Raw genomic sequence first — 5,504 nt, forward strand, 5'->3', positions numbered from 1 at the left:
CGGCCGGGCCGGTCATCGACTGGGAGCGGGCGGCTGGGCGTTGCCGAGGCCCGCGAACAGCGGCAGCGGCGTGCGCGGGACGCCGCGCAGCGCCTTGGCGAGGTCGGCGGGAGTGGCGAGCGGCTCGGCCGTGCCGAGGCCGAGGCACCGGCAGACGATCGCGTCGACCGCGTGCGAGATGCCGGCCTGGACCTGGCGGGGCGCCTGCGGGACGCCGTCGTCGGACATCGGCGCGGCCGGGAGCGCGGAGCCCTTCTCGTCACCGGGCCAGTGCGCCGTCAGCGCCGCGTACAGCATCCGGCCGAGGCCGCGGACGTCCGCGGCGGCGGGGTCGTCGGAGTAGCAGTCGCCGAGGACGGCGTCGGTGGCGATGCCGAGGAGCTTGACCGTGCCGCCGGTCGTCCAGACGAGGTCGCGCGGCGTGAGGCACAGGTGGGCGAGCCCGGCGGCGTGCGCCGCGGCCATGGCCTCGGCGGCCTCGTAGAGCAGGGTCGCGGCGCGGCCCGGCTCCAGCGGGGCCTTGGCGAGCATCTGCTCCAGCGTCTCGCCGACGACCCACTCGCTCACGACGTAGGCGCTCTCGCCGCTGTCGTCGGCGTCGAAGACCTGGGTGAGGCGGGGGTCGGTGAGGCGGCTGGCGGCGCGGGCGGAGGTGACGACCTCGCCGATGCGGGGGAACTCGGGGTCGAAGGTGCGGACGGCGACGGCCCGGGCGAGGATCTCGTCGATGGCCTTCCAGAGCGACGATCCGCCCGCGTCGCTGATGCGCTCTTCCAGCCGGTAGCGGCCGGCGAGTCGGGTACCGGGCTCGATGACTGACGTGCTCACGGCAACGTCCTGCGCAGGTGGTCAGATCCCATGTTCGTGGCGTGGCAGCTTACGCCTCCGACCCTCCTCTTTGCGTTCCCCAGGGTGTCAGCCCGCAAGCCGTAGTCCCCCACATGGTAGTGGCTACTCGCACGAGTGGCCGCCTTATCGCCGCGCGTCCTGTGTACTTTGCCTCCCTTTATCGGCGGACCTCAATGGCCGCCGGGACAGATCACCGCCGCGTCATCGCATCGTAAACGCCCCGACGGCGACAGGTCAGCGGCCAGGCAGCCGGTTTCCGATGGTAGAGATCATCGTTTGCACCTCCCCGACCCTCAGCAGCTTCGCGAAGAAGAGGTAGAGCAGGCCGCCGCCCGCGCTGCCCACGACCAGCGTGAGGAGGCCGGGCAGCAGGCCGTCGCCGAGCGCCGCGTCCACGACGGCGTGCGCCGCGTACGCGAACCCGATCAGCGGCCAGATCGCGACCAGCAGTTTCAGGTGGCCGCCCGCGATGCGCCGGCCGTCGATGCCGCCGAGCTTGCGGCGCAGCACCAGCCAGCACACGAACGTCCCGACGATGTTGGTCAGCGCGTAGCCGCCCGCGATGCCGACCACGATCCACTTGACGTCGAGGACGTTGAACGCGACGAAGGCCAGCGCGATGTTGGACGCCACCGAGACGACGCCGACGAGCGCGGGCGTCCGGGTGTCGCCGTAGGCGTAGAACACGCGCAGCATGAGCTGGTAGGTGGAGAACGGCACCAGCGCGATCGCGAACATCTGCATGACCCGCGCGATGACCAGCGCGTTGTCGGCGGTCGTGTTGCCGTGCGCGAACAGCACGGTCGTGATCTCGGGGCCGAGCACCAGCATCAGCGCCGCCGCGGGCAGGATGATCACCGAGGAGAGCCGCAGGCCGCTGGAGAACGCGGCGCGCACGTCGTCGGCCTTGCCCTCGGCCGCGAACCGGCTCATCCGGGGCAGCAGCGCCGTGATCACCGAGACGCCGACGATCGCGTACGGGAGCTGGAACAGCTGGTAGGCGTTGAAGTAGGGGGTGTAGCCGTAGCCGTCGCCGAGGCCCTCGTCCACCCCCATGTCGCCGGCCCGGTTCGCCAGGGCGGTGACGACGGCGAGGCCCGCCTGGGTGGCCACGACGTACAGCAGCGTCCACCCGGCCATGCGCATGACCTGGCTGATCTCGCCGCGCTGGAAGTTCAGGCGGGGCCGCCAGCGGAACCCGACGCGGCGCAGCGACGGCCACAGCGCGATCGTCTGCAGGACGATGCCGCCGGTCGTGCCGAGCGACAGCAGCAGGAACTGCCCGTCGGTGATGCTGGACGGGTCGACCTTGCCCGTGGTGACCGCCAGGAACGCGCCGCCGACCGCGATCACGACGATGTTGTTCAGCACCGGCGCCCACATCGGCGCGCCGAAGCTGCCGCGCGTGTTGAGGATCGCCCCGGCGAACGCCCCGACGCCGTAGAAGAAGAACTGCGGGATGAAGAACCGGGTGAACATGACGGCGATGTCGCGCTGGTCGCCGGTGTAGCTGCCGGCGAGGACGTCGATGAACAGCGGCGCGCACAGCACCGCGGCGACCGTCAGCACGCCGAGCCCGATCACCGCGAGCGTGAACACGCGCTGCTCGTACTGCTCGCCGTAGGCGCGGTCGCGCTCCTTCGCGCGCACCAGCAGCGGGACGATGACGCTGGTCAGGATGCCGCCGAGCAGCAGGTCGTAGACCTGGTTCGGGATCGTGTTCGCGGTGTTGTAGGCGTTGGCGAGCAGGCCGGTGCCGAGCGCCGCGACGATGACGGCCGTCCGCAGGAACCCGGTGACTCGGGACGCGAGCGTGCCGATGGCCATGATCGCGCCGGAGCGCAGGATGCCGGACGCGCCGCCCTTCCCGGCCTGCTCGTCGCCGGAGCCGCCGCCCGGCGGGACGTCGACGACGGTGGTGTCCGCGGCGGGCGCGCGACCGCCCGGCAGCGGCAGGTCAATCGCTGTTTCCGCCGCGATGTTTCCCGCTCCGACCGGGGGCCTGTCCATCGGACGCGGAGGGCCCTGGGGGTTCGGGGGCGCCGGTGGACCCTGCCGCGGGACCGGGGCCGGGTAGCCCTGCCCCGGGTAGCCCGGGCCCTGCTGGGGCCGGCCCGGCTGCCCCGGGTAGCCCTGGCCCGGATACCCCTGCCCCTGCGGCGGACCCTGCGGCGGACCCTGCTGCGGGCCCTGCGCCGGATACCCCTGCGGGTAGCCCTGCGGCCGGCCCTGCGGACCCGGCTGCCCCGGACCCGGCCGTCTCTGCCCCGGCTGTCCCAACGGACCCGGCTGTCCCTGGCCCTGCGGCGGCTGTCCCTGAGGCGGCTGGCCCTGCGGGCCCGGCCGGCCCTGCGGTGCCTGGAACGGCCGGCCCGAAACCTGCTGTCCCGGGTCCTGGCGCCCCGGCACCTGCCCAGGGCTCCCCTGCGCCTGCGGAGGCGGCGTCGGGTGCCCCGGGCCCGGCGTACCCGGGGCCGGGGAACCCGTTCCCCGCTCCTCCGGTCGCTGCTGGTCCCATTCCGGTCGACCCGTCACCGGCTGCCTCCGCTTTCCGGCGGCGCCTTGCTCTGATGGCCCGCACTCCGACGCCCACGAAGAGTACGGCAAGTCCGCCGCCCGTGATGAGCAGGGCGAGGCGCCCGTAGCCCGTGGTGCGGACGGTGATGTCGGTGCCCTTCCCGAACGGCCTGCCGCTGGAGTCGGCGATCTCCAGTTGCAGGTGCACGCCGAAGTTCCCGTTGCCCGCCGCCTGGGCGGGGATCCAGCGCTGCGCGTTCTGCCCCGGCCCGAGCTCGATGATCTCCTGGTCGGTGTCGAGCCGGCCGAGCTGGAGCTTGGCGCTGTTCTCCGACCGGGCCGTGAGCCGCACCCGGATGCTCTGGTCGCGCAGCCGGTTGGCGACGGTCACCGGGAACTTGCCGGACCTGCCGGCCATGTTGATCCGCCTGCTGTTGACGGTGATGATCCGGACGTCGCCCATCTGCGCGTCGAGCTCGTCGGCGAGCGCGACGCGGGCCCGTTTGGCGCGGAGCCCGCCGGGCCGCCAGGCCGCCGACTGGACGCGCAGCAGGGCCCGCTCGTACGAGATCTTGACCGGTTCGACCAGCACGGCCTCGAACGAGGCGGCGCGCCCGGCGATCACCTGCACCTGCCGGAGGTAGGCGTAGCCGAGCTCGGACGCCTCGTAGTCCTCGGAGTACCCGTTGAACGTCCGCGCCTGCGGGCGGGCGGCTCCGATCTTGCCCAGCTCCGCCGTCCGCAGCCAGCTCGCGCCCCTGGTGTACTTGAGCAGCGTGGTGGCCAGCCCGGGCGCGGGGTTCCAGTGCCGGTCGGGCGCGACGACCACGGTGCGCTGGAAGCTCGGCGTCTCCCCCGCGATCACCGCGGTCTCGGCGAGGAACCGCTGCTGGGTCAGCAGCGCCCCCGCGCCGGACACCGAGCCGCCGCTGACGATCTGGCTGAGCTTGTCGTCGTAGACGAGGGCCTTCTTCGTGCCCTGCGTGGGCGTGTTCACGGCGGTGAGGGCGTTCGCCGGGGAGCCTTGGGCGGGCTCCTGGAACTGCCTGCTGTTCAGCAGGAACGACCCGCCGGACTTCAGCTCCAGCTTGGCCAGCAGATCGAGCGTGCCGGGCCCGGCGAGGCCGTCCGGCGGGTAGGCGATGTGGTCCGTGGCCGGCCGCTGGAGGAACTGGGAGACGAGGTTCGTGTTCCGCGCGTCGTTCGCGATCGTCACGGCCTTGCTCATCTTGTACCGGACGAGCGGGACGACGTCGGGGTCGGCGTACGGGACGGTGAAGTAGGGATCGCTCTGCGAGGCCCGCTTGAGCGACGCCAGCCAGGCCGCGGCGGCGGTGCTCTTGGGCTTCTTCGAGCCGGTCCTCGCGCCCGGGGCCTTCACCGTGTAGTCGTCCGCCGCCATCCGCTGGACGTCGTCCAGCAGGGCGGGGTCGATCCCCCAGGTGATGGGCGTCCTGGTCTTCTCGGCCGCGCTCACCAGCTCGCTGAGCCGGCCGCCGGCCGCCATGTCCTTGCTGAGCTGGTCGTCCAGGAACGTCCGGTCGCCGGCGCGGTGCTGCCGGTCGATCAGCGGGTACACCCAGCCGATCTGCACGGGCTTGAAGGTCGCCTGCTTCGGCACGAGCGTCAGGAAGGTCACCACGCCGCCGACGACCTGCTGCGCGGAGTTCAGCACCTCGACGCCGACCGGGTACACGCCGGGCGTGCCGACGGGCGGCTGGAGCCCCAGCGCCCGCACCGTGGTGTCGATCTTCCAGGTCTGCTTGGCGCCCGGCGCGGCCGCCTGCGCGAGCGGCTTCGGCGCGCCGGCGCCGTGCAGCCCGGACGGCTGGCCGGCGGCGAACTGGTCGAGCTGGCTGCGGCTGGTGACCGGCTTGGTGTTGTAGCGCAGCCGGAGGGTGAGCCCGGCGAGCTGGTGGCCGGAGCGGTTCTGGGACACCCCGGCGATGGTGATCTTCTCGTGGACGGTCGGTGTCACGCCCGTCAGCCCCAAGGCGACCTGAGCGCGGGCCTGGCCGCTCCCCTGGAGCGCCGCGTCGGTCTGCGCGGCGCTCGGCGCGGCGTCCGGAAGGGCGGCGTCGGCGAGGGCGTCCAGCCCGGCGGTGCCGGACGGGGCGGCGGCGTCCGGGCGCGCGGGG

Annotated in this window: 3 protein-coding genes; all 3 read right to left on the bottom strand. The window is 73.1% G+C overall.

What is annotated here, in order from left to right:
* Positions 1-12: 12 nt before the first annotated feature.
* Positions 13-828 (bottom strand): protein kinase family protein, encoded by an 816-nt coding sequence (locus tag E1300_RS47250; protein WP_242619862.1) that lies wholly within the window; start codon positions 826-828, stop codon positions 13-15.
* Positions 829-1,083: 255 nt separating this feature from the next.
* Positions 1,084-2,859: a murein biosynthesis integral membrane protein MurJ gene (gene murJ, locus E1300_RS47255; RefSeq protein ID WP_131763794.1), complete on the bottom strand. Its 1,776-nt coding sequence runs from the start codon at positions 2,857-2,859 to the stop codon at positions 1,084-1,086.
* A partial coding sequence (locus E1300_RS51000; RefSeq protein WP_165503322.1) for a DUF6049 family protein occupies positions 2,807-5,504 on the bottom strand: 2,698 nt, incomplete at its 5' end. The genes E1300_RS51000 and murJ, both read right to left, overlap by 53 nt.

The organism is Actinomadura fibrosa (genome assembly GCF_900659615.1).
Classification (GTDB): Bacteria; Actinomycetota; Actinomycetes; order Streptosporangiales; family Streptosporangiaceae; genus Spirillospora; species Spirillospora fibrosa.